This is a genomic window from Polaribacter marinaquae, from assembly GCF_038019025.1.
GTDB lineage: Bacteria > Bacteroidota > Bacteroidia > Flavobacteriales > Flavobacteriaceae > Polaribacter > Polaribacter marinaquae.
On record NZ_CP150496.1, the window covers coordinates 2,197,282 to 2,224,151 of the forward strand.

Annotated in this window: 30 protein-coding genes; 17 read left to right on the forward strand and 13 right to left on the reverse strand. The window is 29.9% G+C overall.

Annotated features, from left to right (window positions below):
- The first annotated feature begins 3 nt into the window (after window positions 1-3).
- Both WG950_RS09985 and pth read left to right on the forward strand, forming a co-directional pair.
- Window positions 4-597, forward strand: coding sequence for a 50S ribosomal protein L25/general stress protein Ctc (locus WG950_RS09985; RefSeq protein ID WP_079737578.1), 594 nt, complete (start codon window positions 4-6; stop codon window positions 595-597).
- Between the two features lie 148 nt (window positions 598-745).
- The gene (gene pth / locus WG950_RS09990) at window positions 746-1,312 is read left to right on the forward strand and encodes an aminoacyl-tRNA hydrolase (protein ID WP_340932052.1); all 567 of its coding nucleotides are present in this window, start codon (window positions 746-748) and stop codon (window positions 1,310-1,312) included.
- A 1-nt stretch (window position 1,313) separates the two neighbouring features.
- Here pth and WG950_RS09995 read toward each other — a convergent pair whose 3' ends face one another.
- The 8 genes from WG950_RS09995 to lysM all read right to left on the reverse strand — a co-directional run bounded on the left by WG950_RS09995 (window position 1,314) and on the right by lysM (window position 8,003).
- A complete protein-coding gene (locus tag WG950_RS09995) occupies window positions 1,314-1,763 on the reverse strand; it encodes a 6-pyruvoyl trahydropterin synthase family protein (protein WP_077811398.1) in 450 nt (149 codons plus the stop codon).
- Window positions 1,764-1,938: 175 nt separating this feature from the next.
- Entirely contained in the window at window positions 1,939-3,438 is a 1,500-nt protein-coding gene (locus WG950_RS10000; protein WP_340932057.1) for a GH3 auxin-responsive promoter family protein, read from the reverse strand.
- Complete coding sequence (locus tag WG950_RS10005; RefSeq protein WP_077810444.1) at window positions 3,438-4,304, reverse strand: M23 family metallopeptidase; 867 nt, start codon at window positions 4,302-4,304, stop codon at window positions 3,438-3,440. Before WG950_RS10005 ends, WG950_RS10000 begins: the two co-directional genes overlap by 1 nt.
- Window positions 4,305-4,352: 48 nt before the next feature.
- Window positions 4,353-4,934: a nicotinate (nicotinamide) nucleotide adenylyltransferase gene (nadD, locus tag WG950_RS10010; protein ID WP_077810443.1), complete on the reverse strand. Its 582-nt coding sequence runs from the start codon at window positions 4,932-4,934 to the stop codon at window positions 4,353-4,355.
- Window positions 4,935-4,947: 13 nt separating this feature from the next.
- Window positions 4,948-5,532 (reverse strand): guanylate kinase, encoded by a 585-nt coding sequence (gmk, locus tag WG950_RS10015; RefSeq protein WP_340932061.1) that lies wholly within the window; start codon window positions 5,530-5,532, stop codon window positions 4,948-4,950.
- A gap of 84 nt (window positions 5,533-5,616) precedes the next feature.
- Complete coding sequence (locus WG950_RS10020; protein WP_340932063.1) at window positions 5,617-6,483, reverse strand: YicC/YloC family endoribonuclease; 867 nt, start codon at window positions 6,481-6,483, stop codon at window positions 5,617-5,619.
- A 35-nt stretch (window positions 6,484-6,518) separates the two neighbouring features.
- Window positions 6,519-7,412 (reverse strand): DMT family transporter, encoded by an 894-nt coding sequence (locus WG950_RS10025; protein WP_340932065.1) that lies wholly within the window; start codon window positions 7,410-7,412, stop codon window positions 6,519-6,521.
- A 120-nt stretch (window positions 7,413-7,532) separates the two neighbouring features.
- Complete coding sequence (lysM, locus tag WG950_RS10030) at window positions 7,533-8,003, reverse strand: peptidoglycan-binding protein LysM (RefSeq protein ID WP_077810439.1); 471 nt, start codon at window positions 8,001-8,003, stop codon at window positions 7,533-7,535.
- 97 nt (window positions 8,004-8,100) lie between these two features.
- On the opposite strand from lysM, the gene upp reads away from it, so the two are divergent.
- Window positions 8,101-8,754 (forward strand): uracil phosphoribosyltransferase, encoded by a 654-nt coding sequence (gene upp, locus WG950_RS10035; protein ID WP_340932067.1) that lies wholly within the window; start codon window positions 8,101-8,103, stop codon window positions 8,752-8,754.
- Here the strand turns inward: upp and WG950_RS10040 are convergent.
- A complete protein-coding gene (locus tag WG950_RS10040; protein WP_340932069.1) occupies window positions 8,749-9,678 on the reverse strand; it encodes a DUF6427 family protein in 930 nt (309 codons plus the stop codon). The two genes, upp and WG950_RS10040, sit on opposite strands and share 6 nt — an antisense overlap.
- 41 nt (window positions 9,679-9,719) lie before the next feature.
- Between WG950_RS10040 and WG950_RS10045 the strand changes: the two genes are divergently transcribed.
- The gene (locus WG950_RS10045) at window positions 9,720-9,941 is read left to right on the forward strand and encodes a DUF6341 family protein (RefSeq protein ID WP_077810436.1); all 222 of its coding nucleotides are present in this window, start codon (window positions 9,720-9,722) and stop codon (window positions 9,939-9,941) included.
- A gap of 9 nt (window positions 9,942-9,950) precedes the next feature.
- Entirely contained in the window at window positions 9,951-10,622 is a 672-nt protein-coding gene (trmB, locus tag WG950_RS10050; RefSeq protein ID WP_340932071.1) for a tRNA (guanosine(46)-N7)-methyltransferase TrmB, read from the forward strand.
- Window positions 10,623-10,684: 62 nt separating this feature from the next.
- Here trmB and WG950_RS10055 read toward each other — a convergent pair whose 3' ends face one another.
- Entirely contained in the window at window positions 10,685-11,086 is a 402-nt protein-coding gene (locus tag WG950_RS10055) for a hypothetical protein (RefSeq protein WP_340932072.1), read from the reverse strand.
- 121 nt (window positions 11,087-11,207) lie between these two features.
- Between WG950_RS10055 and WG950_RS10060 the strand changes: the two genes are divergently transcribed.
- Window positions 11,208-11,537: an MGMT family protein gene (locus tag WG950_RS10060; RefSeq protein WP_077810433.1), complete on the forward strand. Its 330-nt coding sequence runs from the start codon at window positions 11,208-11,210 to the stop codon at window positions 11,535-11,537.
- Window positions 11,538-11,629: 92 nt separating this feature from the next.
- On the opposite strand, the gene WG950_RS10065 is transcribed toward WG950_RS10060, so the two are convergent.
- The 3 genes from WG950_RS10065 to WG950_RS10075 all read right to left on the reverse strand — a co-directional run bounded on the left by WG950_RS10065 (window position 11,630) and on the right by WG950_RS10075 (window position 13,338).
- Window positions 11,630-12,046, reverse strand: a complete 417-nt coding sequence (locus WG950_RS10065; RefSeq protein WP_340932074.1) for a hypothetical protein — start codon at window positions 12,044-12,046, stop codon at window positions 11,630-11,632.
- A gap of 281 nt (window positions 12,047-12,327) precedes the next feature.
- Complete coding sequence (locus WG950_RS10070; RefSeq protein WP_340932075.1) at window positions 12,328-12,786, reverse strand: hypothetical protein; 459 nt, start codon at window positions 12,784-12,786, stop codon at window positions 12,328-12,330.
- 99 nt (window positions 12,787-12,885) lie between these two features.
- Window positions 12,886-13,338, reverse strand: coding sequence for a hypothetical protein (locus WG950_RS10075; RefSeq protein WP_340932076.1), 453 nt, complete (start codon window positions 13,336-13,338; stop codon window positions 12,886-12,888).
- Window positions 13,339-13,533: 195 nt separating this feature from the next.
- Between WG950_RS10075 and WG950_RS10080 the strand changes: the two genes are divergently transcribed.
- The 11 genes from WG950_RS10080 to WG950_RS10130 all read left to right on the forward strand — a co-directional run bounded on the left by WG950_RS10080 (window position 13,534) and on the right by WG950_RS10130 (window position 26,865).
- A complete protein-coding gene (locus tag WG950_RS10080; RefSeq protein WP_340932077.1) occupies window positions 13,534-14,667 on the forward strand; it encodes an Mrp/NBP35 family ATP-binding protein in 1,134 nt (377 codons plus the stop codon).
- A gap of 11 nt (window positions 14,668-14,678) precedes the next feature.
- On the forward strand, window positions 14,679-14,915 hold the full coding sequence (locus WG950_RS10085) for a NifU family protein (RefSeq protein ID WP_077810428.1): 237 nt from the start codon (window positions 14,679-14,681) through the stop codon (window positions 14,913-14,915).
- A 198-nt stretch (window positions 14,916-15,113) separates the two neighbouring features.
- Complete coding sequence (locus tag WG950_RS10090) at window positions 15,114-16,169, forward strand: NAD(P)/FAD-dependent oxidoreductase (protein ID WP_340932079.1); 1,056 nt, start codon at window positions 15,114-15,116, stop codon at window positions 16,167-16,169.
- A gap of 246 nt (window positions 16,170-16,415) precedes the next feature.
- The gene (locus tag WG950_RS10095) at window positions 16,416-17,573 is read left to right on the forward strand and encodes a homogentisate 1,2-dioxygenase (protein WP_340932081.1); all 1,158 of its coding nucleotides are present in this window, start codon (window positions 16,416-16,418) and stop codon (window positions 17,571-17,573) included.
- Window positions 17,574-17,609: 36 nt separating this feature from the next.
- The gene (locus tag WG950_RS10100; RefSeq protein ID WP_340932082.1) at window positions 17,610-17,969 is read left to right on the forward strand and encodes a four helix bundle protein; all 360 of its coding nucleotides are present in this window, start codon (window positions 17,610-17,612) and stop codon (window positions 17,967-17,969) included.
- Between the two features lie 47 nt (window positions 17,970-18,016).
- The gene (gene hppD / locus WG950_RS10105) at window positions 18,017-19,180 is read left to right on the forward strand and encodes a 4-hydroxyphenylpyruvate dioxygenase (protein ID WP_340932083.1); all 1,164 of its coding nucleotides are present in this window, start codon (window positions 18,017-18,019) and stop codon (window positions 19,178-19,180) included.
- A gap of 140 nt (window positions 19,181-19,320) precedes the next feature.
- Window positions 19,321-20,238, forward strand: coding sequence for a tryptophan 2,3-dioxygenase family protein (locus WG950_RS10110; RefSeq protein WP_340932085.1), 918 nt, complete (start codon window positions 19,321-19,323; stop codon window positions 20,236-20,238).
- Window positions 20,239-20,372: 134 nt separating this feature from the next.
- Window positions 20,373-21,143 (forward strand): DUF3108 domain-containing protein, encoded by a 771-nt coding sequence (locus WG950_RS10115; protein ID WP_340932087.1) that lies wholly within the window; start codon window positions 20,373-20,375, stop codon window positions 21,141-21,143.
- Between the two features lie 122 nt (window positions 21,144-21,265).
- Window positions 21,266-22,540: a M23 family metallopeptidase gene (locus WG950_RS10120; RefSeq protein WP_340932089.1), complete on the forward strand. Its 1,275-nt coding sequence runs from the start codon at window positions 21,266-21,268 to the stop codon at window positions 22,538-22,540.
- Window positions 22,541-22,544: 4 nt separating this feature from the next.
- Complete coding sequence (gene pgi, locus WG950_RS10125; protein ID WP_340932091.1) at window positions 22,545-24,113, forward strand: glucose-6-phosphate isomerase; 1,569 nt, start codon at window positions 22,545-22,547, stop codon at window positions 24,111-24,113.
- Between the two features lie 217 nt (window positions 24,114-24,330).
- On the forward strand, window positions 24,331-26,865 hold the full coding sequence (locus WG950_RS10130) for a TonB-dependent receptor (protein ID WP_340932092.1): 2,535 nt from the start codon (window positions 24,331-24,333) through the stop codon (window positions 26,863-26,865).
- Window positions 26,866-26,870: the final 5 nt, after the last annotated feature.

The following is a 26,870-nucleotide window of genomic DNA, read 5'->3' on the forward strand; positions in this document are numbered from 1 at the left end:
GTAATGAAATCAATTACAATTAAAGGATCAAAAAGAGAAAGCGTAGGTAAAGTATCAACAAAAGCCTTACGTAATGCTGGTATGGTTCCTTGCGTTATATACGGAGGAGATAAGCCAGTGCATTTTTCTGCAGAAGAAAAAGCGTTTAAAAACTTGGTGTACACTCCAAATGTATACACTGCAACTATTGATGTTGATGGACAAAAAATTGCAACTGTATTGCAAGATATCCAATTTCACCCTGTAACAGATAAAATTTTACACGTAGATTTTTATCAGTTATTTGATGATAAAGAAATTACAATGAATATTCCTGTAAAATTAACAGGTACTTCACCTGGTGTATTAAATGGTGGTTCTTTACGTTTTACAAACCGTAAATTAAGAGTAAAAGCTTTACCAGCTAACTTACCAGACTTTATATCAGCAGATATTTCTTCATTAAAAATTGGTAATAAATTATTTGTTACTTCTTTATTTAATGATGATTATACTTTTATGCACCCAGATAACACGGTTGTTGTACAAGTTAGAACTTCTCGTAATGCAACTGTTTCTGCAGATGAAGACGAAGAAACTGAAACTGCTGCTGAATAAATTTTAGCAACAAAAATAAATATAAGAGCGTTACAATTTTGTAACGCTTTTTTTATACCTTTTAATTTCTTCTTACTTTTGAAGTGTGAATATCTTAAGGTTTTTTAAAAATCTATTCTGTTTAAATTTAGAAACGAAAGAACAACTAATGAAAAAATTTTTAATTGTAGGTTTAGGTAACGTTGGTACTAAGTATGATAATACACGTCATAATATTGGTTTTAAAATTTTAGACGAACTTGCAGAAGAACATAAAGCTACTTTCGAAACAGAAAAGTTAGGTGATATTGCTAATTTTAGGTTTAAAGGAAGAACTTTTATCCTTTTAAAACCAAGTACATTTATGAATTTAAGTGGGAAAGCAGTTAAATATTGGATGGATAAAGAGAAAATTGCTGTAGAAAATATTCTAATTGTTACAGATGATGTAAATATAGATTTTGGAACCATACGTTTAAAAGCGAAAGGTTCTGCTGGCGGACATAATGGTCTAAAAGATATTCAAGAAAAATTAAACACTCAAAAATACCCAAGATTTAGATTTGGTGTAGGTGCAAATTATCCTAAAGGAAGACAGGTAGATTTTGTTTTAGGAGAATGGAATAAAGAAGAAACCAGTCAATTGATAGAGCGTTTGCCAACATCAGCAAAAGTTATCACTTCTTTTGGTACAGCTGGTTTATCAAATACTATGAACGCTTATAACGGTAAATAGTTTAGTTTTCGTTAGCGTACCATTCTGCAAAACTAGAATCTGTTTCTTGTAATTTTATAGAATGTAATTTGATATTGTTAGGCAATCTATTTTTAATTTTCTCAGCAAAATCAATTACCATCATTTCACTTGTTGGTTGGTAATCTACTAATAAAACATGATGACCTCTGTCTATTAGTTCTTTTGCAAGTTCTAAATGAGGTGTGTTTTTATTAAATACAGTTGCATGATCAAAAATGTCTACAATTTCTTCATTAACAATCTTTTTTAAATCACCAAAATCGATTACCATTCCAAATTTTACATTTGTATTGTCAGAAATCGGTTGTCCAGAAACGGTAACAGATAATTTATAAGAATGACCGTGTACATTTTTACATTTACCATCATAACCATATAATGCGTGCCCTGTTTCAAAATTGAATTGCTTTGTAATTCTAATTGTACTCATTTGTATTTTATTGCTGTTTTTTAGTGTAAGAACTAAATCTAACCAAATTTAAAATTTGATATTTGGTTTTATGTTAACGTCGTCTGTTTCTGTATTTGTTGTAAAAGTAAACAATTACTAGTACTACAGCTAAAACTAAAAATAAATAATCTCCTCCCATTTTGTATATATGTTCTTATTTTTCAATTATAAAATTATCTAAAACATCTGCAATTTTTCTGTTGTCAGAAAGTTGAGGTATTTTATTTTGTCCGCCAAATTTACCAATAGATTTCATGTACTCATGAAAACCACCTTTTTTAACTTTTCTAATAATTAACGGACGTAGTATTTTGCCTTCTATTAAATCGAAATAATAGATGTTTTGATCTTGCATAGATGTATCTACTTTTGCAGCAAATTCTTCTATGTTTTCTGGTTCGTTTTCAAATTCTATAAACCACTCGTGATATGGCAAGCCAGAACTTGGGTTTACTTGTGGTGCAACCGTAAATTCGCTTATATTTATAGTTGTTCCTTTTATAGAATCATTCAATGCCTTTTCTACTTCTTTACCAATAACATGCTCGCCAAATGCAGAAATAAAATGTTTAATTCTACCTGTAACTTTAATTCTATAAGGTTTTGTTGATGTAAATTCAATCGTATCGCCAATATTATAACCCCAAAGACCTGCAGTGGTGTTTAATATAATTACATAATTTACCCCAATTTTAACGTCTTTTAAAGAGATTCTTGTTGGGTTTTCATCAAAGAATTCATTTGCCGGAATAAACTCGTAAAAAATACCAGAATCTAGCTGTAAAAGCATTCCTTTTGCTGTTTGAGAATCTTGGTAAGCAATAAAACCTTCGGATGCAGGATATAATTCTATATAATCTATTTTTTTACCAATTAAACTCTCAAATTTATTTTTGTAAGGCTCAAAATTAACACCACCGTATATAAAGAAATTAAAATTAGGAAATAATTCTGATACAGATTTTCCTGTTTTCTCAATCAGTTTTTCGAAATACATTTGCACCCAAGACGGTATTCCGCTTATTACAGACATATCTTCATTTACTGTTTCATCTACAATCGCATTCACTTTTGTATCCCAATCTTCTATACAATTGGTTTCCCAACTTGGCAATCTGTTTTTAAGTAAATAGTTTGGTACGTAATGAGCAGCAATACCACTAAGTCTGCCAAGTTTAACACCATTTTTATCTTCTAAAACTGGGCTTCCTTGTAAAAAAATCATTTTACCATCAACAAAACTTGCATCATTTTTTTCTGCAATATAAAACAGCATAGCATTTCTTGCCGCTGTAATATGTGTTGGCATCGATTCTTTAGTAATTGGTATATATTTAGCACCAGAAGTTGTACCAGAAGTTTTTGCAAAATATAGTGGTTTCCCTGGCCAAAGTACATTTTCTTCTCCGTCAACAATTCTATCTACATACTTTCTTAGTCCTTCGTAATCTTGTACTTTAACTTGTTTTTTAAAATCTTCGTAATTAGAAATGGTATCAAAATTATGATCAATACCAAAAGCAGTTTTTTTACCCTTAGAAATTAAGTTTTTAAAAACTTTATCTTGTGTTTTATGCGGTTTATTAGCCCATTTATAAACCTTTTTGGTTGCAATTTTAGCAAAAGGAATGGCAAAAAAAGATTTAATACTCATTATTTAAAATCTATAAAGTTTGTTGGGTTTATAGCGTAACCGCCTTTCCATAGTTCGAAATGCAAATGTGGCCCGGTAGAAAGTTCTCCTGTAGAACCAACGCTAGCAATTACTTCGCCAGATTTTACAAAATCACCTTGTTGTTTTAGTAAATTACCATTGTGTTTGTAAACAGAAATAAAATCTTTGTTATGTTTTAAAATAATTACATAACCAGTTTCTGCGCTCCATCCAGAAAAAATAACGGTTCCTTCTGCGGCAGCTTTAACAGGTGTACCTGTTTTAGCTATAATATCTAGTGCAAAGTGTTTAGAATTAGCATCAAAACTTTGTGAAATATTTCCTTTTAAAGGCGCGAAAAAAACAATTTTAACGCTGCTGTTAGAGTTGTTTAAAATACTAAAACGAGTTTCTCTATCTATTTTTTCTCTGTACAAAGAATCTTCTTTGGTTGCATCTAATTTGCTTTCGTCTATTGTAGTTTGTCTTGCTTCAATTTGAATAGAATCAATTTCTTCTGAACTTATCTCTCCCGTTAACACTGGTTTTAAAGCTTTTGTATAATTTTCTAAAATAGCCAACTTTTGCTTTAAAGAATCTGCTTCGAAAGTAAGCTTTAATGCATCTGATTTTAGTTTTGAAGAAGAATAACCAGGTATGTATTCTTTAATTGGCGTAAAAGCTATTAATAATGTGGTTAAAGAAATAAGTAGAATAGAGAAAATTCCGCCTAAAACAAATACATTTAAACGAGATAGTTTTAAAGAAAAACGTTCTTCAAAAGTATTTTCGTTTAAAACAACCAACCTATATTTATCGGTTAGTTTTTGTTTTAATTTTCCTTTTTTTTTATCCTTTTTAGCCAAAGTATTTATTTTGAATATTTACAAATATACAACGAATTTAAAGTGAAATTATTTTCTATAAAAATTCATTTCATCTATGTATTGCCAAACTTCATTGGTTAAAAGCGGTTTCATATTTTTATTGTCTTTAATTCCGTTTCTAATCATTGTAGAAGAAATTTGAACAATTGGTGCAGCTACTTTTGTGATTTTTGGGTGATTATCGAATTGAGAATCTATTTTGCCTTCTGCAATTCTTGGGTAAACATAAATATTATGATGTTCTAAAATGGTTTCGTAATTTTTCCATTTATGTAAGCTTTTTAAATTGTCTTCTCCCATAATCAAACAAAACTCTTTGTCTTTATACATATCAGAAATATGTGCTAAGGTGTGTACTGTGTAGTTTGGTTGTGGTAGTTTAAATTCGATATCAGAAGGTTTAATTTTGTCATATGCTTCTGTTGCTTTGTAAACCAATTCTAGACGATGGTGATTGTCTAGTAAAGAACTTTTCTTTTTGAATGGATTATGAGGTGTTACAACCATCCAGATTTCATCTAAATCTGAATTTTCTACCATATGATTGGCAATTATTAAATGCCCAATATGAATAGGATTAAAAGTGCCAAAGTATAAACCAATTTTCATTTTAATAGAAGTTTTATTTCTTTAAATCTAAAAAATCGCTAACCAAATCTTCTGCTTCTTTTAAAGCAACATCTAGTTCGTAATTTTTGATGATTTTATCAAACTGTGGTGCTGTTGCCAGTTCTACAGATGCTTTTGCTACGCGCATGTTTATTTTGTCTTCACTTTCTGTAGAGCGCTTTTTTAATCTTATTTTAAGTTCGTCTACACTTGGTGGTTTTACAAATACAGATAAAGTTTCGTTTGGAAATTTCTTTTTAATTCTAAGACCACCAACAACATCAATATCAAAAATTACATGTTTTTTAAGCGCCCAAATACGTTCTACTTCAGATTTTAAAGTTCCGTAGAAATTATCTCTATAAACTTCTTCCCATTCTAAAAATTCGTCGCCTTTAATTTTACTTTTAAAATCTTTTAAAGAGATAAAATAGTAATCTTCACCATTTTTTTCTTCTCCTCTTGGTTCTCTAGAAGTAGCAGAAATAGAAAACTCTAAATTAAATTTTTCTTGTTTTAATAAATGACGAACAATTGTTGTTTTTCCTGAACCAGAAGGTGCTGAAAAGACGAATAATTTACCTTTAAATTCTGACATAAATGTTTAATTTTTGTCATTCTGAATAGATTTCAGAATTATATGTTATTAGTTTTAAACCAGTATTTTGGTTTATTTTGATGCTTAAAGTACGTTTAAGATTTGCTCTTTAATTTGCTCTAATTCGTTTTTCATTTGAATTACCGCTTTTTGCATCGGTGCAAAATTTGCTTTAGAACCTGTAGTGTTAATTTCTCTACCCATTTCTTGAATTACAAAACCTAATTTTTTACCGTTAGAATCTGGTGTAGCCAATGTTTCTAAAAAGTAATCTAAATGGTTTGCTAAACGAACTTTTTCTTCGTTTATATCTAATTTTTCTAAGTAATAGATTAACTCCTGCTCAAAACGATTTTCGTCTGTATCTACTTTTAAATCGTCTATAGCCTTTTTTAAACGTGCTTTTACGTTTGCTATTCTATCGCCATCTAAAGCCTTTACTTCTTCTAAATACATCTTAATATTTGCAATTCTTTGCTTAAAATCTATTTCTAAAGAAGCGGCCTCGTCTGTTCTATATTGTACAATTTCTTTTATGGCAACATCTATATGTTCATCAATTAGATTCCATTCATTTTCATCTAATTCTTCTCTTTCTGTTTTTAATGCATCTGGCATTCTAACAGCCATTTTTAACAATTCTACATCGTCTGTAGAACCAGTTTGCACAACATTTCTTAATTGTTGTATGTATTCTTTTACAACACCATGATTAACAGTTGTAGAAGTTTCATCTGCAGTCATCTCTACAAATATCGAAAAATCTACTTTTCCACGAACTAAGGCAGCTGCTAATTTTTTACGCACAGGTAATTCTTTTTCTTTGTAATAAGAAGGAATTCTAACGTTTAAATCTAAATTTTTACTGTTTAAAGATTTAATTTCTATAGTAACTTTTTTGGTAGGCAATTGTAATACTGCTTTACCATAACCCGTCATAGATTGAATCATAAAATCATCATTTTAAATAAGTTGCAAATATAGTTTTATTTGGTAGATTTTTCTACTTGTTTAGTTACTAAATACACACCAATAAATATTAAGATTGTTGCACTTATTTTAACGGTATTTAAAGAATCGCTGCCAACAATTAATGCATAAATTGTAGCAATTACAGGTTGTAAATAAATAAAAACACTAACCGTTGTTGGTTTTAATTTTGATAAACCATACAGATTAAAAAGATAGGTAATACAAGATGTGAAAATTACAACAAAACCAATATTCCAATAAATGTTGGTAGGTATTTCTTGCCAAGAAACTTCTAATATCTCGCTATAACCAAACGGAATTACAAAAATAGAACCGAATAAATATAGCCATTTTACAAAAACAATTGGGTTGTATTTTAAAATTAAATCTTTAGCCAAAACCAAATACAAACCATAAGATGCCGCATTTACAAAAACTAAAAAGTTACCAAAGTTATTGTTGGTTCCTTCGGATGAATTATTACCATAAGTAATTAATAATATGGTGCCAATTAAACCTATAAAAACACCTAAAATTCGTTGTTTACCTATTCTTTTTCTTATTAAAATACTAGAGAAAATTAGTACCATAATAGGTGATGTAACCATCATTACAGATGCGCTTATAGGTGTAGTAATACTTAAGCCTTTAAAAAAAGTTAACATGTTTAAACCAATTCCGAAAAAAGAAGCTAAAAGTATTTTTTTGTAATCTTCTTTTCCTATTTTTTGTTGTTTAATAAACAAACCTATCGTCCAGAAAATAGTTGTTGCGCCAATAACTCTTACCAATATAAAAGCATAAGGTTTCAAATAAATTGGCATAACATCTTTAGCAATGGTAAATGTTAAACCATAAATTAATGTTGCAATAGAAACTGCAAAAAGAGCTAATATTCTTTTATTCATTTTTAAAAATGTAAACTATATTAGTTTGCAAAGTTGCTAATAAAATTTAGATTTTAAGCATAAAAAAAGAGCTTCAAAAATAATTTTGAAACTCTTATGGTTTGGTTGATTAACTTTTAGTTAGTCTACTAATGGTGGTATTCTTAATACCTGCCCAGGATAAATTTTATCTGGATGCGTTAACATAGGCTTGTTTGCTTCGAATATAACAGGGTATTTCATAGCATTACCATAATATTCTTTTGCTATTTTACCTAAAGTATCTCCTTTTTCTACGGTATGAAATTGTGCCATTGCTTCTTCTTCAATCTCTTCTACTTCTGCAACAGTAATATTATCTTCTACAGAAGAAATTCCGTTTGTGTTTCCTACCACTAAAACTACTTTTTCTTTTGTAGCTAAATCGGCAGTTTCTCCCCACAACTTTACTACGTCATCATTTACTTCTATAGATAAATCTGTAACCTGTAAATCTAATGCAGTAATGGCATTTCTTAACTGTTCAGACTTTTCTGCATTTTCTTCTTCTGTAGTTTTTCCAATACCAAAAACTTTGGCTCCGGCATTTTTAATGAATGAAAAAATTCCCATTTTTTTTATTTTTTTAGTGATTAAATTAACTAAATTCTTAGAGCAAGATACAAATTTTACTTAATTATGCTACATTTGTTTATCAAATTTCTATAAAATGCATATTCATAATATATCTTCTAGCAATACAATTTTAAATAAATTCATCTCAGAAATTAGAGATGTAAATGTTCAAAAAGATTCTTTACGGTTTCGAAGAAATATAGAAAGAATAGGTGAGGTTTTAAGTTATGAATTAAGTAAAGAACTTAAATACTCTGTAAATAAAGTAGAAACTCCTTTAGGAACTAAGGAAATAGATCAACTTACCAACAAAATTGTTTTATGTTCTATTTTAAGAGCTGGTTTGCCTTTGCATCAAGGGTTGTTAAATTATTTTGATGATGCAGAAAATGCTTTTATTTCTGCTTATAGAAATCATCCAGAAAATGGCGTTCCATCAGAAATTATTGTAGAGTATTTTGCGTCACCATCCATAGAAAATAAAACGTTATTACTTGCAGATCCTATGTTGGCAACTGGCCAAAGTTTAGTTGCTGTTTATGAGGCGATCAAAAAATATGGCGTGCCAAAAGAATTGCATATTATAGTTGTAATTGCCTCTAAAGAAGGAGTGGATTATATTTCTAAACATTTTCCAGAAAACACACATTTATGGATAGCTGCTTTGGATGAAACTTTAAATGAGAAAGGATATATAATTCCGGGTTTAGGTGATGCCGGAGATTTAGCTTTTGGTAAAAAATTATAAAAGAAATAGAAAAACTACTAAACTTAAAATTAATACTGATAATACAACATTTTTAATAATGTTGTTTTTAATTAATTCTATACCGTTTGCACAAATTACACTTGCAGGAAAAAGTAAAAATAGCATCTCAGAGCCATTTTTATTAGGAATTAATAGTGCAAAAAACAATGATATTGTAAAGTTTAATAAAAGTAACAACCAGCTTTTTTTAAATGAATTATTTACAGAAAGCGTTTTTGGAGATTTCATAATAATTGAAACCACAGAAAGTATAATTATCAAAATTATAATCCAATTAAAGTTGTTTTTAGAGTATAAGAGTAAGCTTTTAAAGCTATTAAAGTAAAAAAGGTTTGTAAAAACATACAATTGATCTTGCCAAAAACAATACGTAAAATAAATAATTAAAGGACACGCAAAACCTATTAAAGGTGCTATTAGACGATTAATTACAGGTTTTTGATGCACAAAAATACCAGCATAAATAAGTATGGCAAACATTGCTGTAAAAGGCTCTAAAATAAATAAGATACTTAACCAAAAACCGCTATCAAAAAGTTTTTGCAATATCTTTTTTGGAGATTTTAAACTGTAAATTTTTCTTAGAAATAAGATGTATAACAGTATTATTGTTAGTGTTTTATAGTTATTTATAAGCGGTAGAAAAAATGCAAGTAAAACTGTAAAAACAAAGAAAGCATAAGAATTATCGAATGTTAGATTATTCTTAGTTACTACAAAGTTGTAAAAGAAAAAAAGAAATAAAAAAAGTGCAATTAAACCAGCAACTTCAAACACTAATTTAAATTGAAAATCTTGCCCTAAATAGATTGGTAGTGTTGTAAATAAAAATAGACAAATAAAAACGCTTAAAAGAATTATGAAATTGATTGGTTTAGATTTCCCTAAAAAATTGGCTAGCATTGTTTCTTTTGTTATTTTTGCAGTGTAAAGATAATTAAGTTATGATAGCAAGCAATATTTTTAGATGGATTGGTAGTTTATTTACAGATATATTATTCTTACCATTCGATTGGTTAAGATTAACTGTAGCAAATGCAGATCTTGGTTGGTGGGTTTCTAATGCCTTAAACTGGGGTTTTTTAGTAATTCTTTTAGTTTTATTTGCATATTGGATGGGAGAATCTCGTCGATTTGTGAAAGAAGGAACAGAAGATAGAGCTTAATTCATTATTTTGGGAAGCAAAAACAAACTAAAACGTTTTAAAGAAAACGAAACGTTCGAAAATGTCATTCAACCAACAAGAGAAGAAGTTATAACTAACTTTTCTCACAAAGGTAAATGGCATTCTTTTTTTGGAAACAACAACCCAATAGTTGTAGAACTTGGTTGTGGTAAAGGAGAGTATACAATTGCATTAGCAAGAAAAAATCCTGATAAAAACTATATTGGTATAGATATTAAAGGGGCTCGTTTTTGGCGAGGTGCTAAAACTGCAATAGAAGAAAACTTGCCTAATGTTGCTTTTGTTAGAACCCAAATAGAGTTGGTAGATTATATATTTGCAGAAAATGAAGTGTCAGAAATCTGGATAACTTTTCCAGATCCGCAAATAAAATATCAACGAACTAAACACCGAATGACAAATTCTAAATTCCTTAAAAAATACAGTGTTATTTTAAGTGAAGACGGAATAATGAATCTAAAAACCGATAGCGAATTTATGCACGGTTATACTTTAGGTTTATTACACGGTGAAGGTCATGAGGTTTTGTATGCAAATCATACCGTTTATAAAAACGAAGGTGCGCCCGAAGAAGTTACTGAAACTCAAACTTTTTACGAGAATCAGTATTTAGAAATAGGAAAACCTATAACTTACATAAAGTTTAAATTAAAATATTAAAATATTAAAATGTATTAAAAACATCAATTTTTGTAAAATTGATGTTTTTTTTGAAATTTATATTAATTTATTAGTTCAAATTTACCAGACCAAGAAAGACCTTGTAGGTTAGACTCATAATAAAAAGTACTTCCTTTTTTTCTTACAATTTTTGTTTTCATAATGGTACCAATACCAAATGGTAAATCAGGTTTTTTAATTTCGGTAATCACTAGTTTGTATTCTTTTCTATTTATCCATTGTATTTTTGCTTTAATAAACTCGTTATTAGGATAAAATTCAGTGTAAACATCATTCTTTATTTCAACAATAACATCACACGTGTCATTGCAATATTTGTAAGTACCATCTTGCATATAATCATTTGTAATAGATGTTTGTTGATAATTTACATTTTGAGAATAAAAGCTTTGATTTGTATTAATAATAAAAATTAAGGCGAAAAATAGTGTTAAAGTTTTCATGATATTGAGGGATTTAAAAGTTATAGCTCAATATACTTAAAATCAATAGTTTAAAACATGATAAATGTCATGTTAAGTTAAATTTAGTTTTTTTGTTAATTTCATTTTGTAAATTCACGCGATGAAAGAAACGGATAATTTTTTCGAAAAAGTTTATGCAGTAACACGTTTAGTTCCTTTTGGTCGAGTAACAACGTATGGTGCAATTGCAACGTATTTAGGTGCAGCAAGATCTGCAAGAATGGTTGGTTGGGCTATGAATAAAGCGCATAATTTAGAAGATGTACCAGCACACAGAGTTGTAAATAGAAAAGGTTTACTTACTGGTAAACATCATTTTGATGGTACTAACTTAATGCAACAATTATTAGAAAATGAAGGTATAAAAGTAATAGAGAATCAAATTATAGATTTTGATAAAGTTCTTTGGAATCCTTCTGCCGAGTTATAAATCAATTTTAAAATATTGAAATAAAAAAGCCTACCAAATAAATGATAGGTTTTTAACTAATTTAAACATTTCCATTTTTCTAGCAAGTCAATTTAAATTTTTCTGAATTTTCCAGACCAAGTTAGTCCTTCTAAATTAGACTCATAATATGTTCTAGATCCTTTAATTTTTACAATCTTGGTATCCATTTTGGTACCAACTTCAAAAGGAAGATTGTCTTTATTAATATCAATAATTTCTAAAGAATACTTGTCTTCTGCAGACCATTCTATTTTTGCCTTTGTATATTGATTATTTGTATGATATTCTGTGTAGTAACTGTCTTTAATCTCTATAATAATTTCGTTTCCTTTACTTGTATAAACATATTTCCCCTCTTCTAAAAGAGTTTCTTTAATTTCTAAAGAAGTAGTGTTGCTGTTTTGTAAACTAGATTGGTAATAATTGTTTCTAAAGTTAGAAGCAACATCAGAATTTTGTGCTTTTAATGTTTGTAAGCCTAAAAGCATAAAAAAGGTGCAACTAGTTAATTTTATTAATTTAGTTATTCATAATAAATGGGGAGATTTAGTAATCTTTTCTGTAAGATTACGTATTAAATATAGCAACTCATTATTATAGTCTTTTAGATGATTTTTTGAATTTGTTATATTATTTTAAGATTTACTATTTAATTGCAACTAATATTGTGCTAACTACAGTTAAAACGAAAATAACTAGCATAAAAAAGCCTATCATAAAAATGATAGGCTTCAAATAACAAATTAGAACATCTCTGTTTTTATAGCAATTAATCTATTTTTCTAAATCTACCAGACCAAGTTAGTCCTTCTAAATTAGATTCGTAATAAAACCTATTTCCTTTTACTTTAATAATCTCAGTTTCCATAACTGTACCTTCTTTAAAAGGTAAGTTTTCTTTATTTATTTCTGTAACTACTAGTTTATAGTTGTTTTCTGTAGACCATTTTATTTTTGCTTTAATAAATTCGTTTTCACCATGATATTCTGTGTAGAAACCATCTTTTATTTCAACAATTACTTCTTTACCTTTACTTGTATAAGCGTATTTTCCTTCTTCTAAAGCTGTTTCTTTAATAACTTCTTTATCTTCTGGATCTGCTTTGTAATCGGTTTCAAATAATTCTAACTCATTCGAATTCATTGCAACGTCTTGTGCGAATACAGTACTTAATCCTAAAAATAATAAGGCAATAAAAGTTGGGGTTTTAATGGTAGTTTTTTTCATAATTGAGGGATTTTTTAAAAGTATTTCATCACTAATAAATTTTAGAAATAATAAATACTTTTGGGGTTAATTTGGGTTTGGGTTATTTTGAGTTATTTTTTAAAGAGTTTCTGCTTTCTTAAATTTTCCTGTCCAAGAAGTTTTATGAGTATCAATTAAATCAGATTTATAAAAATATTGATTGCCCTTAACTTTGGTAATTTTAGTTGTTAATTTGGTGCCTTCTTTAAAAGGAAGGTTATCTTTATTTAAATCTACAATTGTTAAAGTATATTGGTTTTTTGATAGCCAATCTATTTTAGCCCTAATAAACTCATTGTTAGCATAAGTTTCTGTGTAATATCCATTTTTAATAGATACAATTACTTTTTTAGAACCTAACTTATAAGAATAAGTACCGTTTTCTAAAATTGTATTAGATGTGTTGCTTGAGCTAAAGGTAGTTTCAGAAGAGTTGTTTTCTTCAAAAGCATAAGCTACATCCTGACAAAAAGCATTGGTAAAAGTTAAAAATAAAGTTACAATACTTAAGGTAAATAAGAGTTTTTTCATCATTAGGGGGTTTAGATATACTCAAATCTAAAGATAAACAAATTTGTTTTATTGTAAAAAATCGTAGTTGTGTGATAAAAATTTATTTTTAAAAATAAGAATGCTTTATTCGGTAATAAATATTGAGTATCTACAAGCTTTAATTTCTAATCAGTAAGACGTATCTTTGCAATCAAGATTAAATAAAAATAAGACGTGAGTTTTAAGAAACAAGATATATATAAGGCATTAGAAACTATTACCGCGCCAGGAGAAGGTAAAAGTTTAGTTGAAAACAATAACATTACCAATGTTGTTACTTTTGGTAACGAAGTAGAGGTAGATGTTACTATTAGCAACCCAACGTTGCAGGCAAAAAAGAAAATCGAGTCAGAGATTTCTAAATCAATTAAAACAAATGTTTCAGAAGAGATAACTGTAAAGGTTAATGTTAAGGTAGAAAAACCAGCAGTTAAAGAAAACCCGAATCAAATTAGAGGTAAAGAAATACCTAACATAAAAAATATAATTGCCATTGCCTCTGGTAAAGGTGGTGTTGGTAAATCTACAATTACAGCAAATACAGCTATTTCTTTAGCAAAAATGGGTTTTAATGTTGGTGTTTTAGATGCTGATGTTTATGGTCCGTCGCAACATATTATGTTCGATGTAGAAAAGCAAAAACCACTTTCTGTTAATGTAGATGGTCGTTCTAAAATGAAACCTATTGAAAATTACGGAGTAAAATTATTATCGTTAGGTTTCTTTACAAACCCAGATCAAGCAGTTATTTGGCGTGGACCAATGGCTTCGAAAGCATTAAATCAATTAATTTTTGATGCAGATTGGGGTGAATTAGATTTTCTATTGATAGACTTACCTCCAGGAACCGGAGATGTGCATTTATCAATAGTACAAGCACTTCCAATTAACGGTGCTGTAGTAGTTAGTACGCCACAAAACATTGCTTTAGCAGATGCAAAAAAAGGAGTTGCAATGTTTCAGCAAGAAAATATTAATGTGCCAGTTTTAGGAATTATAGAAAACATGGCATATTTTACACCAGAAGAGTTACCAAACAATAAATATTATATATTTGGGCAAGATGGCGCAAAAAATTTAGCAACAGACATTAATACTAAGTTTTTAGGAGAAGTTCCTTTAGTGCAAAGTATTAGAGAGTCTGGTGATGTTGGTCATCCGGTAGCATTACAAAACGGAACAATTTTAGAAGAATCTTTTAACGAGATTACCAAAGAAATGGTTTCAGAATTATTAAAAAGAAACGAAAACTTACCACCAACAGAAGTTGTTAGAATAACAACAATGAGTGGTTGTAGTTCAAAATAAATTCATTTTATATGACAGCACAAGAAACATTAGACAATGTAGAAAAAGCGTTAGAAGAAATTCGCCCTTTTTTAATGAGTGATGGCGGTAATATTAAACTTTTATCTATAGAAGATGCTATTGTAAAAGTACAATTAGAAGGCGCTTGCACGGGTTGTTCTGTAAACCAAATGACCTTAAAAAATGGTGTAGAAGCTACAATTAAAAAGTATGCACCGCAAATAGAAGAAGTTATAAATGTGGCGTAAACTGACAAAAATCAGTTTTTAAATTAAAGCAATAATATAATTTTGGGCGTTCCCTAAAAAGGTCGGGCTTTTGCACTCGCTTTTTTTACAGAAAAAGTAAAAAAGAGCTCAAACAAATGCTGCAATCCCTAACGCAAACAATAAAAATAAAAGCCTCACAAGAATAAAACTTTGTGAGGTTTTAAAACATAATAAAGAATGATTACTACAGATATCTTAATAATAGGCGCAGGACCAACAGGTTTGTTTACCGTTTTTGAAGCAGGTTTGTTAAAATTGCGTTGTCATTTAATAGATGCTTTGCCACAACCTGGTGGGCAATGTTCAGAAATTTATCCGAAGAAACCTATTTATGACATACCTGCTTATCCAGAAATTTTAGCAGGAGATTTAACCGAAAGGTTAATGGAGCAAATAAAACAATTTGAGCCAGGTTTTACGTTAGGTGAAAGAGCAGATACTGTAGAAAAACAAGAAGATGGTACTTTTATTGTTACCACAAATAAAGGGACAAAACACCATGCAAAAGTAGTTGCAATTGCGGGTGGTTTAGGTTCTTTTGAGCCAAGAAAGCCACCGATTCCTAACATTAAAGATTTTGAAGACAAAGGTGTTGAGTATATTATTAGAGATCCAGAGTTTTATAGAGATAAAAAAGTAGTAATTTCTGGTGGTGGAGATTCTGCGTTAGATTGGTCTATTTTCTTAACAGATGTTGCGTCTTCTGTAACTTTAATACATAGAAGAAACGAATTTAGAGGTGCCTTAGATTCTGTAGACAAAGTACAAGAATTAAAAGATGCTGGTAAAATTACACTTATAACACCAGCAGAAGTTAAAGGTATTATTGGTGCAGATAAAGTAGAAGGTGTTTCTGTTGTTAAAAAAGGCGAAGAACCTTTTACTATAGAAACAGATCATTTTATTCCTTTATTTGGGTTGTCTCCAAAGCTAGGTCCAATTGCAAATTGGGGCTTAGAAATCGAAAAAAATGCAATTAAAGTTAACAATGCGTTAGATTATCAAACAAATATATCAGGTATTTATGCCATTGGAGATGTAAACACATATCCTGGTAAGTTAAAGTTAATTCTTTGTGGTTTTCACGAAGCAACATTAATGTGCCAAAGCGCTTATAAAAGAATTTTTCCTGATAAAAAATATGTGATGAAGTACACAACTGTAGGAGGAATTGATGGTTTCGACGGTACAAGAAAAGAAGCGCCAAAAGCAGTCGTAAAAAAGATAGAATAAAAAAAATAAGCTAATTTTTTAATAAAATAAGGAGATTTTAAGTAATATTATAAATAGATTTTTAGACTATTGTATAATTACTTAAAATCTCCTTTGCTTTTTGTATATTTGTGTAGTTAACTAAATCGATTGAAATGTATTCAGATTTACTATCACACTTAAAATTTCTTATCAAACGCAATCCAGAATAACTATTCTTAAATCTTTATTTTAATCAATTTTATTAATTTAAATTTTAAGAAAAACATGCCTTTTTATCATAAATTAGGAGAAATCCCTCCAAAAAGACACACACAGTTTCGTAAAGAAGACGGTAGTTTGTACTACGAACAATTGTTTGGTACCATTGGTTTCGACGGAATGTCTACCAATAGTTATCATGAACATAGACCAACAATGGTCAAAGAAATACGCAAGCAATATTCTGTAAAACCTAAAATTGCAAAAGAAAACAATATTCAATCATATCGCTTTCGCGGATTTCAAGTTCCGCCAGAAAATGATTATTTAGAAAGTAGAAAAGTAGTTTTAACAAACTCTGATTGTAATATAATTTTATCTGCACCAAAACAATCTACTACAGAATATTTTTACAAAAACACAGATGCAGATGAAGTTATTTTTATCCATAAAGGAACCGGGAAATTAAGAACGCATCTAGGAAATATAGATTTTAAATACGGCGATTATCTAGTAATACCACGTGGCGTTATTTATAAATTAGATTTCGATGATGAAAACAATCGTTTGTTTATTGTAGAATCTTACTCGCCCGTTTATACACCAAAACGTTACCGAAATTGGTTTGGTCAGTTGTTAGAACATTCTCCTTTTTGCGAGCGAGATTTAAGAAGACCTTACGAATTAGAAACAAATAACGAATTAGGAGATTTTTTAATCAAAGTAAAAAAACAAGGCGAAATTATAGAAATGGTATACGCATCTCATCCTTTTGATGTTGTAGGTTACGATGGATATAATTTTCCGTACGCATTTTCTATTCACGATTTCGAACCAATAACAGGTCGTATTCATCAACCGCCACCAGTACATCAAACTTTTGAAACAAATGCATTTGTAATTTGCAGTTTTGTACCGCGTTTGTATGATTATCATCCAAATTCAATACCTGCGCCATACAATCATAGTAATATAGATTCTGACGAAGTTCTGTATTATGTAGATGGCGATTTTATGAGTAGAAACGATATCGATCAAGGTCACATTTCATTGCATCCAGCAGGTATTCCGCATGGGCCACACCCCGGAACAACAGAAAAAAGTATCGGAAAAACAAAAACCGAAGAATTGGCAGTTATGGTAGACACTTTTAAACCTTTAATGGTTACAGAAGAAGCCATGAAAATTGCCGATGAAGATTATTACAAATCGTGGTTGGAGTAAATTAGAGAAAAGAAGTTAGATGAAAGAATAAAGAAAATGGAGAAGCGAAAAAGACATAATTACAAGAATTTAAAGATTTGGAAAATCGGAATTGAAATTGTTGATGATGTTTTTGGGCTTTTGAGTGAGTTTCCTAAAGATGAAAAATTCGGGTTAAGATCTCAATTAAGTAGATGCTCTATTTCAATTCCTAGTAATATTGCAGAAGGTTCATCTAGAACTGATAAATCATTTTCGCATTTTTTAGATATTTCTCTAGGTTCTTCTTTCGAACTTGAAACCCAATTAATAATAGCTTGCAATAGAAATTATATAAAAAAAGAACAATTAACAAAGATTGAAGTAAAAATTCAAGAATTTCAAAAGATGACCATGTGTTTTCAAGATAAGCTCTAAAAATCTTTTCTCTTGTATCTCTTCTCTCTTTTCTATAAAATAAACAGATGAGTAAAAAAGAAATAAAATCAGTAAACTACGGTTTAGAAAAAATATTTGAAGGAGCACAAGATTTCCTTCCACTTTTAGGAACAGATTACGTAGAGTTTTACGTAGGTAACGCAAAACAAGCAGCTCATTTTTACAAAACAGCTTTCGGTTTCCAATCACATGCATATAAAGGTTTAGAAACCGGATCTACAGATTCTGTATCTTATGTACTTACACAAGATAAAATAAAATTGATGCTAACAACGCCGTTAAATAGCAAGTCGCCAATTAACGACCATATTGTAAAACATGGTGACGGAGTTAAAGTAGTTGCGCTTTGGGTTGAAGATGCCAGAAAAGCATACGAAGAAACAACATCTAGAGGTGCAAAATCTTATATGGAACCAACCGTAGAAAAAGATGAACACGGTGAAGTTATAAGAGCCGGAATTTATACTTACGGTGAAACTGTTCATATGTTTGTAGAACGTAAAAATTACAACGGCGCATTTTTACCAGGCTTTCAAAAATGGGAATCAGACTACAATCCGCCAACAGCTGGTTTAAAGTATATCGATCATATGGTTGGTAATGTTGGTTGGAATCAAATGGATGTTTGGGTGAAATGGTACGAAGACGTTATGGGATTCGAAAACTTTTTATCTTTTGATGATAAGCAAATACATACAGAATACTCAGCATTAATGAGTAAAGTTATGTCTAACGGAAATGGACGAATCAAATTTCCTATAAACGAGCCAGCAGAAGGTAAGAAACGTTCTCAAATAGAAGAATATCTAGATTTTTATGAAGGTGCAGGTGTACAACATATCGCGGTTGCAACAGATGATATTTTAAAAACAGTATCGCAATTAAGAACAAACGGAGTAGAGTTTTTATCTACTCCACCAGATGAATATTATAAATCTGTTCCTGGTCGTTTAGAAGAGTTTAGTCATGAGTTAAAAGAAGATATCGAAAAACTTAAAGGTTTAGGTATTATGATTGATGCGGATGAAGAAGGTTATTTATTACAAATTTTCACAAAACCAGTAGAAGATAGGCCAACCTTATTTTTTGAAATCATCCAAAGAATGGGAGCAAAAGGTTTTGGAGCAGGAAACTTTAAGGCGTTGTTTGAGTCTATAGAAAGAGAACAAGCAAAAAGAGGAACTTTATAAGTAAAGTTTTTATTATAAAGTAATATTACAACCAAGAGTAAGATGATTATCATTTTACTCTTGGTTTTTTATTTGGCAAATAAATTAGATTTTCAAAAAAAAGTCTTGTTTCTTTGTTCTTAGATCTTGATTCTTAAATTATGAACAGAGAAGAAATACTTAAAGCAATAGAAGAAAAATACGATAAATTAGGCGTTCCTGTAGATGCAATGTTAGAAGGTTTGTTGCATAGTACGCCAATTACGTATTGGGATTATATTCAGACAGATGCACTTTTAGGTTTGCAAACACCAAGAACAACGCAACCAGATGAAATGGTTTTTATTATGTATCATCAAGTAAACGAGTTGCTTTTTAAAATGATTTTGTGGGAGATTGCGCAAGTATCAAAAACTATAGAAGTTACTGCAGATAAGTTTTCGATGCATTTAAATAGAATTAGCAGGTATTTTGATATGCTTTGCAATTCTTTTTCTGTAATGGCAGAAGGTATGGAGAAAGAACAATATTTAAAATTTAGAAATACATTAACACCTGCAAGTGGTTTTCAATCGGCACAATATCGTAAAATAGAATTTGCATCTACAGAATTGATCAACCTAATAGACGCAAGATATAGAGATTCTATTGATAGAAATTCTTCTTTTAAAAATGCATACAATCATTTGTATTGGCAAGCAGCAGGTAAAAACTACACAACAGGTCAAAAATCTACATTATTAAACTTATTCGAAAAGAAATATTTAGGTGAGTTTATAGATTTCATGGAAGATTATAACGATATAAATTTATCTCGAAAATTTAAAGAATTACCAAAAGATGTGCAGCAAAATCCAACTCTAATAAAGGCAATGAGGCATTACGATTATACCGTAAATGTAAAATGGGTAATGGCACATTATAACGCTGCTGGGAAATATTTAGGCGGAAAAGAAAAGGATTTAGAGGCAACTGGCGGAAGTAGTTGGCGTAAATACATGCATCCAAAGTATCAAAGAAGAATTTTTTATCCGTATTTATGGAGCGAAGAAGAGTTAAAGAATTGGGGAACATTTTAGATAACAATGTTACGATTTTCTTAAAAATTAGTATTTAAAGAAAACGTTAAAAAGTGATTTACAAATTATTAGTAAATCACTTTTTTCTTTTTTGGAACAGTAATTGTCATTAGTTTTTTATAAGTTTGAGAACTATGAAAAAATATATCTTACTAATACTTACTGTAATAATAACAACTACTACTTTTTCTCAAGAAGAAAAAGAAGCATTTAAAAGCGGAGAATGGTTGCGCTATAAGATGAGTTATAGTGGTTTTTTAAGAGCAGGAACTGCAATTTTAGAGGTAGATGAAAAAGATTTAAATGGTAAAAAAGTATACCATACAAAAGGATCTGGTTGGACTTCTGGAATGATAAAATGGTTTTTTAAAGTAGATGATGTTTACGAAAGTTATTTTGATAAAAACGATGTAAAACCTTATGTTTTTAAGAGAAAGATTGACGAAGGTGGTTATAAAAAGCATAGAATTACTAATTTTGATTACAATACTAACAAAGCTTATATTCAAGATTTTGAAAATCAAAAAGATACAACAGTCGCATTTTCTAATGTACAAGACATGCTTTCATCTTTTTATTATTTAAGAAATCAAGATGTAAAGCATATGGAAAAAGGAGATGAAATAGCAATAGATATGTTTATGGATTCTCAAATTTATCCATTTAAGCTCCGTTTTTTAGGTAGAGAAGTTTTAAAAACTAAGTTTGGTAAAATTAATTCTTTAATATTTAGGCCGTTAGTGCAATCTGGTAGAGTTTTTAAAGCGCAAGAAAGTGTAACAATCTGGATTACTGATGATTTAAATAAAATACCAATTAAAATGAAAGCAGATTTATCTGTGGGTTCTTTAAGAGCAGAGCTAGAAGCTTACAAAGGTTTAGCTAACGATTTTAAAAAGAGTTAAATAGATTTTATTTAATTTATTAAAACTTTAACGAAACCGTTTTAGGAACTTCCGGTTTAAGATTTAAAATAAATCAATTTTATTTGTACTTTTGGGTGTTAAATTTAATAGCTCCCAATTTTTTGAAAAAAGTACTCTACATCCTCCTAACTACTATTATTTTGTTTGCTTGTAAAAGTGAAGAAAAAATTAAAGAACCTGTAAAAAAACCAGCACCAAAACCTGTATACAAATATGGTTTTAAGGTAGATGATTACAAGGTTGTTTTAGATACGATTAAATCAGGAGAAAGTTTTGGAGCTATATTAGATAGACATCATGTTAGTTACCCGAAAATAAACAGTATTGCAGGTTCTATAAAAGATGTTTTCGATGTAAGAAAAGTAAGAGCCGGTAAACCATACATGATTTTATCTAGCAAAGACTCTTTAGAGCAAGCAAAAGTATTTATTTATAAAAATGATAAAATTAAAGCAACAGTTGTAGATTTTAAAGATTCTATAACAGAAGCTTATACTTATTTGCAACCTATAAAAACCGTAGAAAAAGTAGTCGAAGGAAAAATTTATTCGAATCTTTCTAATGCTATGGATAGTTTGCATTTATCACCAAATTTAACCTATGCTGTAGCAGATATTTATGCTTGGACCTTAGATTTCTACAAACTACAAAAAGGAGATTCTTTTAAACTTGTTTTCGAAGAAAAATTTATAAACGATAGTCTGTTTGCAGGTTATGGTAAGATTAAGTCGGCAGTTTTTAAACACAAAGATCAAGATTTATATGCATTTCGATTCTTAGCAGATTCTATAAAAGGAATAGAAGAGTATTATGATGAAAAAGGAAATATGTTAAGAAGTCAGTTCTTAAAAAGTCCTATTAAATTTCAATATAGAATTTCTTCTAGATATAATTTAAAGAGAAGAATTGCATATTACGGTAATAAAGTAAAACCACATAAAGGAACAGATTTTGCGGCAAGAATTGGTACGCCTATAATTGCCACCGCAAGTGGTACTGTTGTAGAGTCTACCAGAAGAGGTGGTAATGGTAAGTTTGTGAAAATTAAGCACAACAGCACCTATTCTACACAATATTTACATATGAAAACTCGAAAAGTTAAAAAAGGAGACTATGTAAAACAAGGAGATGTAATTGGTTTAGTTGGTATGACAGGTAACAGCGGAGGACCACATGTTTGTTATCGTTTCTGGAAAAACGGAAGGCAAGTAGATCCATTAAGTCCAAAAACAAAATTACCAGAAGCAGAACCTTTAAAAGATAGTCTAAAACCTAGATTTTTTAAACATATGTATCTTTTAAAAAATCAATTAGATAACAATATACCAGTAATAGAAGAACCTACAATAACAAAAGAAATAGTAGCACAAAATTAATAAAATGGCTTTAAAAAACATCAATCCAACCAAAACTCAAGCTTGGGAAAAACTTACAAACCACTTTAATGATAACAAAGACATTAGTATTAAAGATTTGTGCAAAGACACAAATAGAAAAGATGATTTTTCTTTAGAATTAGGAGATTTATCCGTAGATTTTTCTAAAAATAGAATTACAGAAGAAACACTTTCTTTATTAGTTGAGTTGGCAAAAGAAGTAGACTTAAAAGATGCTATAGAAAAGCAGTTTTCTGGAGAAGTAATAAATGCGACAGAAGGTAGAGAAGTTTTACATACTGCTTTAAGAAGTAATTCTGATGAAGCTGTTCTTGTAAATGGTAAAAATATTAAGCCACAAATTCAAACTGCATTACGTAAAATTAGAAGTTTTAGTAATAAAGTAATTTCTGGTAAATGGAAAGGTTACACAGGTAAATCTATAACAGATGTTGTAAATATTGGTATTGGTGGGTCAGATCTAGGGCCAGACATGGTTGTAGAATCGCTACAGTATTATAAAAATCAATTAACAACACATTTTGTTTCTAATGTAGATGGTGATCATGTTTCAGAAATTATTAAGAAATTAAATCCAGAAACTACTTTATTTGTAATCGTTTCTAAAACATTTACAACACAAGAAACCATAACAAATGCAGAAACACTTAAAAATTGGTTTTTAAAGTCGGCAACAATTTTCGATATACCAAAGCACTTTGTTGCAGTTTCTACAAATTTAGAAGCAGTTGATAGTTTTGGGATAGATAAAGCAAACGTTTTTCCTATGTGGAATTGGGTTGGTGGGCGTTTTTCACTTTGGTCTGCTGTTGGTTTGTCTATCAGTTTATCTGTAGGTTTCGATAATTATAGAGCCTTATTAGATGGTGCAGAAGAAATGGATTTGCACTTTAGAAACACAGAATTTGAAAATAACATCCCAGTAATTTTAGCATTGTTAAGTATTTGGTATAATAATTTTTACAATGCAGAAACTGAAGCTGTTTTACCATATACACAGTATTTAAAAAAGCTGCCAGATTATTTACAACAAGCTATTATGGAGAGTAATGGTAAAGGTGTAGATAGAAACGGAGACAAAATAGATTACCAAACCGGTACAATTGTTTGGGGAAGTACAGGTACAAATATGCAACATGCATTTATGCAATTGGTGCATCAAGGTACAAAGTTAATTCCTGCTGATTTTATTGGTTATAAAGAATCTTTACACGGGTTAACAGATCATCATAAAAAATTAATGGCAAACTTTTATGGTCAAATAGAAGCCTTAGCATTTGGTAAAACAAAAGAAGAAGTTCATTTAGAATTAAAATTTTCTGGTGATAAAGATAAAATAGCACAATTACTACCTTTTAAAGTGTTTGAAGGTAACAGACCAAGTAATGCCATTTTATTTGATAAACTAACACCAAAATCTTTAGGTAAATTGATAGCTTTATATGAGCATAAAATTTATACACAAGGTATAATTTGGAACATTTATAGCTACGATCAATTTGGTGTAGAGCTAGGAAAAGAGTTGGCTAAAAAATTATTGAATAAGCATTAAATTAAGACTAATAATACCAATTTTTTATACTATTAATTAATTATTTATAATTAGTTAATAGTATTTTTTTTATTTAAATGTTTGATTATTATATAGTAAGGTTTTATTTACATATATTTATAAATCTTAATTCTTTGTTAAACTTAACATTAAGTTAACTTTAGAACTCTGTAAAAGCAAGAGTTTTGCAAAACATTTAATAACATAAAATTATACAATGAAAAATTTTAAAAACTTATTATTTGTAGCACTGTTTTTTATAACAGCTACAGTTTTAGGGCAAACTAAAATTACTGGTACAATTGTCGATGAAACAAATCAACCATTGCCAGGAGCAAGTGTTCTTGTAAAAGGAACAACAAACGGAACATCAACAGATTTTAATGGTAAATTTACTTTACAATCTAAATCTAACTCTGGTGTTTTAGTAGTGTCTTTTATTGGATACAAATCTAAAGAAGCTGCTTATTCTTCTTCAAACAACAAATTAACAGTAATGTTAATGGAAGATGCTGGTTCATTAGATGAAATAGTTGTAGTATCTAACTCATTTGCAATTGATAGAAAAACACCTGTTGCTGTTTCTACAATTAAAGCAAGTGAAATTGAATTAAAATTAGGAACTCAAGAATTTCCAGAGATTTTAAAATCTACTCCTGGTGTATACGCTACTAAAGCAGGTGGTGGATACGGAGACGGTAGAATTAATTTACGTGGATTTAATTCTGAAAACGTTGCTGTAATGATTAACGGGGTACCTGTTAACGATATGGAAAACGGTAGAGTATATTGGTCTAACTGGGCTGGTTTAGGAGATGTTACTTCTGCAATGCAAGTTCAAAGAGGTTTAGGAGCTTCTAAAGTTGCTGTACCTGCAATTGGTGGTACAATTAACATTATCTCTAAAACTACAGATATCGAAGAAGGTGGTAACTTTGGTTACACTTTAGGTAACGATGGTTACACTAAATACGGTCTTACTTATTCTACAGGTTTAATGGATAATGATGTTGCTGTAACAGTTTCTGCTGCACAAACTTCTGGTAGAGGTTATGTAGACGGAACTCCTTTTACAGGTTTTAACTACTTTTTAAATGTTTCTAAAGAGTTAAACGACGAGCATAAATTATCTTTTACTGCATTTGGTGCATTACAAAGACATGGTCAAAGACAAAACAGACACTTAATCAAAACTTTTAGAGATAGTGAAAGAGGTAGAAAATATAACTCAGATTGGGGTTATAAAAACGGTCAGTTAACTAACTCAGAAGATAACTTTTATCACAAGCCACAGATTTCTTTAAATCACTACTGGACACTTTCTGATAAAACTTTTATTTCTACTGCAGCTTATGTATCTTTTGGTACAGGTGGTGGTGGTGGAACTGCTGGAGCTAACAAGTTTGGTTTCGACAATTCTGAATATAGAGACGGACCATTAGGAACTATCAACTTCGATAAAATTGTTGACGAAAACATAGCAAACGGTGTAAATGGTTCTATCTCTGCTTTAAGAGCTTCTAGAAACGACCATAACTGGTACGGTGTTTTATCTACTTTAAAAACAGATTTAACAGATGAGTTTACTTTATTAGCTGGTTTAGATTACAGAAATTATACAGGTATTCACTATACAGAAGTAACAGACTTATTAGGAGGTCAGTTTTTAGCTGATGATTCTAATGTAAATAACCCAAACAACCAAGCACAAGTAGGAGACGTAATTTTCTATGACAACGACGGTAAAGTTGGTTGGTTAGGTGGTTTTGCTCAATTAGAGTATTCTAAAGATGCTATTTCTGCATTTGTTTCTGCAAACGTATCTAATACAACTTATCAAAGAGTAGATCGTTTCTTATACTTAGATTCAGATCCAAATCAAACTTCAGATAAATACGATTTCTTAGGATATGGTATTAAAGGTGGTGTTAACTATAACTTAGATGAAAACCACGGTGTTTTTGTAAACTTAGGTTATTTTGAAAAAGCACCATTCTTTAACTCAGTTTTTGCAAACCGTAATAACGTAGATGTTAACGCAGATGCAGAAAATCAAAAAATTACAAGTTACGAGTTAGGTTATACTTTTAGAAGCGCTAAGTTTTCTGCTAACTTAAACTTATACTACACTTCTTGGAAAGATAGAACAGAGGTTGCTCGTTTCCAATTACAAGATGGTACAATTGCATTTGCTAACATTTTAGGTGTAAATGCATTACATAAAGGTATCGAGTTAGATTTTAGCTATAGACCATCAGACAAACTTACTATTACAGGTATGGCTTCTTTAGGAGACTGGAAATGGGATAGTAACGTAGAAAATGTTGAAATCTTTGACGAAACTAACACAAAGGTTGATGAAGTAGATATCCTTATTAAAGGTTTACACGTTGGTGATGCTGCACAAACTACTTTTGCTTTAGGTACAAATTATAAATTAACGCCAGAAACTACTTTTACAGTAGATTATAATTACTACGGAGATTTATATGCAGATTTTGACCCAAGTTCTAGAGGAGAAGTTGGTCCTGATGCATGGAAAGTGCCTAACTATAGCTTATTTGATACTTCAATAAGACATAAATTTAAGTTTGGTAACTTCGATACAGCAATTACTGCTAGAGTTAACAACGTATTCGATACAGTATATATTTCAGACGCACAAGATGGTTCTGGTTCTAATGCTCAAACAGCAAGTGTATATTACGGAGCAGGAAGAACTTTTAGCGTAGGTGCAAAAATTAATTTCTAAAAAAC